General features: G+C 42.4%; 3 protein-coding genes. 2 read left to right on the top strand and 1 reads right to left on the bottom strand.

Annotation, left to right across the window (positions count from 1 at the left end):
• Nucleotides 1-98: 98 nt before the first annotated feature.
• Nucleotides 99-1,607, top strand: coding sequence for a recombinase family protein (locus DWZ38_RS21140; protein WP_117855276.1), 1,509 nt, complete (start codon nucleotides 99-101; stop codon nucleotides 1,605-1,607).
• 249 nt (nucleotides 1,608-1,856) lie between these two features.
• Here the strand turns inward: DWZ38_RS21140 and DWZ38_RS21135 are convergent, their stop codons facing one another.
• A complete protein-coding gene (locus tag DWZ38_RS21135) occupies nucleotides 1,857-2,093 on the bottom strand; it encodes a DUF6061 family protein (RefSeq protein WP_117855273.1) in 237 nt (78 codons plus the stop codon).
• 310 nt (nucleotides 2,094-2,403) lie between these two features.
• Between DWZ38_RS21135 and DWZ38_RS21130 the strand changes: the two genes are divergently transcribed.
• On the top strand, nucleotides 2,404-3,150 hold the full coding sequence (locus DWZ38_RS21130; RefSeq protein WP_117855270.1) for a methyltransferase domain-containing protein: 747 nt from the start codon (nucleotides 2,404-2,406) through the stop codon (nucleotides 3,148-3,150).
• Nucleotides 3,151-3,208 lie beyond the last annotated feature (58 nt).

Below are 3,208 nucleotides of genomic sequence, written 5' to 3'. Positions count from 1 at the left end.
TTTCCCTAATCATTCGCAACATTGTTGTCCGGGGCTGCTGATGGTATAATATAGTTGTAAGGTTGGTAGCTCCATTCCAACAAGGAAAGGAGCCCAATATGGAATTTATCAGAGAAGATTGTATTTACGCAAGACAGTCAGTAGACCGCAAGGACAGTATCAGCATTGAAAGTCAGATTGACTTTTGCAAGTATGAATTGAAAGGTGGGAGCTGCCGGGTATTCAAGGACAAAGGCTATTCCGGTAAAAATACGGACAGGCCGGAGTTTCAAAAGCTGTTGGGCGAGATCCGCAAGGGAAAGGTCAGGCGGGTCATCGTGTATAAACTGGACCGTATAAGCCGCTCTATTCTGGACTTTGCAACGATGATGGAGCTGTTTCAAGAGTACGATGTGGAGTTTGTATCCTCCACGGAAAAGTTTGATACTTCGACCCCGATGGGCCGGGCCATGCTGAATATCTGCATTGTATTCGCCCAGCTTGAACGTGAGACAATTCAGAAGCGTGTCACAGACGCCTACTATTCCCGGTGCCTGAAAGGCTTTCACATGAGCGGACAGGCGCCATACGGTTATCAGTTAGAGCCTACTGTGGTAGAGGGTATCCGCACAAAGAAAATGGTTGCCGACCCCGTAGCCGCCGACCATGTTCGGCTGATGTTTGAAATGTACGCTGAACCGGAAACCTCCTTCGGAGATATTACCCGATACTTCGAGGAACAAGGTATCAAGATTTACGAGAAGTCAATGGTTCGGAGTTTTCTTTCCCAGCTTTTAAGAAACCCCGTTTACGCACAGGCCGATTTGGAGCTGTACGAATTTTTCAAGAGTCAGGGTGCAGCGATTGTCAATGACGCTTCTGACTTTGCCGGAACAAACGGCTGCTATCTCTATCAGGGGCGGGATGTGAAAGAGGACAAGGACAGGTACTTAAAAGACCAGATACTTGTTATCGCTCCCCATGAAGCACTCATTTCCTCTGACACATGGCTGAAATGCCGGAAAAAACTTATGGCAAATACCACCTTCCAGCAGGGACGGAAACCGAAAAATACTTGGCTGGCCGGAAAAATCAAATGCGGGCATTGTGGGTATGCTCTGAAAGCCACCCATGTACCAAACAGCACCGGCTATTTCCGCTGTACCAAACGGACGGAAAACAAAGGCTGTCCGGGCTGCGGGAAAATCCGCAAAGAAGAATTTGAGCAATTCATTTTCTCGGCCATGCAGGAGAAGTTCAAAGACTTTCAGATACTCCACGGCAGGGAGGAAAAAGTCAATCCGAAGCTGACCACCTATCAAGTGGAGCTGGCACAGGTGGAGGCAGAAATTGAAAAGCTGCTGGATACGCTGACCGGAGCCAATGCGACCTTGCTTGCCTACGCCAACAAAAAAATTGAAGAACTGGACACCCGACACCAGACCATTTCAAAGGCAATCGCTGAATTGAGCGTTGAAACCATATCGCCCCAGCAGATAAAGAAGTTATCCTATTATCTCGACAACTGGGACAGCATAGATTTTGACGACAAAAGAAAAGCCGCCGATGGTTTGATCTCTACGATCAAGGCCACCAGCGACTGTGTTCAGATAGAGTGGAAAATCTGACATTTCCGCTCTATCGCCCCTCATTTCTATTTTATCTCGTTTGTACCCCTTGTACACCGATGTTTAGTATGGGTGATACAGAAAGCTCAACATTAGATGTGAAAGCAGTGTATACAGAAGATACAGAGCAGAATAGAAATATGCTGTCAAATGTTACGGCTGATTATATAACCGAAAATTGAAAGGTTCTGAACAACTAAAAGATAATCAAGAGTTGATTTATATTCATTTGATTATCGCAGTTTTTAATTATAATTCAAGAGAATCTTCGGCATCTACCCACATCTGCAAATTTCCATCAAGATATAATTTTGCATACTCAAGTGGTTCATCAATAGCAAGTGCGTTTAATGCACAGTCTGATCCGGGTGTAGTTTTTAAATTTTTTTCTGCTTCCCAACAGTCAATGCGAAGCATATAGCCTGCACTGGTATATACATCAATGCTGTTTCTGCGTGGATTGTATTCTGCAAGTATCGTTCTCATCGCATCTTATCTCCTTGTCGTTCAATCAATCATTTGTTACAAAAATCAGAAGCATTTCAATCAGTTCACCATGTCACTTTTATTTTGTGTTATACTGTTTTATAGATTTTTCTTGCCCTTGTATTTGCCCTTATCAGAGTTCGTAAACACTGGTGGGACGATATAACACAAGGGAAACAATAAGGGAAAGCTCACCTGCGACAAATCCAGTGTTTTCAATGGTTTGCGGAGAATTTAATAACAAAATATAACAGTTATTAAATTTCTTAAAACAGGTGAAATCTCAATCGGGATTTGTGGAGGCAAATGTATGAGCGAGTGGAATGCTGTATTATATGATAGTAAGCACGACTTTGTTGCCGAATACGGAAAAGGACTTTTAGAATTTGTGCCTGAGAATAAAAACCAAAGTATTTTAGATTTGAGGTGTGGAACGGGAACGCTTACTGTACAGCTATCGAATTTTGCAGATATAGTTATTGGTGTTGACAGCTCTGCAAGCATGATAGCAAAGGCGAAAAAGCAATATTCCAATATGCAATTTGTGGTTTGTGATGCACTTGCTTTGCCATTTGAGAAGCGGTTCGATGTGGTTTTCTCGAATGCAGTTTTCCATTGGATAGCTGACTATGACGCTTTGTTAAAGCAAATCCATAAAGTGTTGAAGCCAAATGGATTGTTGGTTTGTGAATTTGGCGCAAATGGCAATATTGCAACCATTGAGAATGCCTTTATAGATGCTTGCCGCGATTTTGAATATGAATATAAGCCAAGATTTAATTTTTCAACGAGTGGACGGTTTGCGGACTTGTTGGTGAAGAATGATTTTGTGATTGACAAAGTGTACGATTATGCAAGACCAACACCGCTAAAAGATAACGAGAGAGGATTAGCTAATTGGATGAAGCAATTTTTTGCATCCGATTTAGAAATGATGCTGGAAAAGATGCAGAATGAAATCATTAAAAAAGTCGAGGATTCAACAAAAGAATCTCTTTGGAACGGTAATGAATGGATTGCCGATTACCGCAGATTAAGAGCAATCGCACATATATAAATTTCATGATCTCTCGGAATTCTGATTGATCATGCCAGCGAAACTCTGGCAGTGAACT

The sequence above is a fragment of the Ruminococcus sp. AF31-8BH genome (assembly GCF_003460605.1).
Classification (GTDB): Bacteria; Bacillota; Clostridia; order Lachnospirales; family Lachnospiraceae; genus Blautia_A; species Blautia_A acetigignens.
Note: the sequence above shows the minus strand (reverse complement) of the source record. Positions and strands in the feature narration are given on the sequence as shown.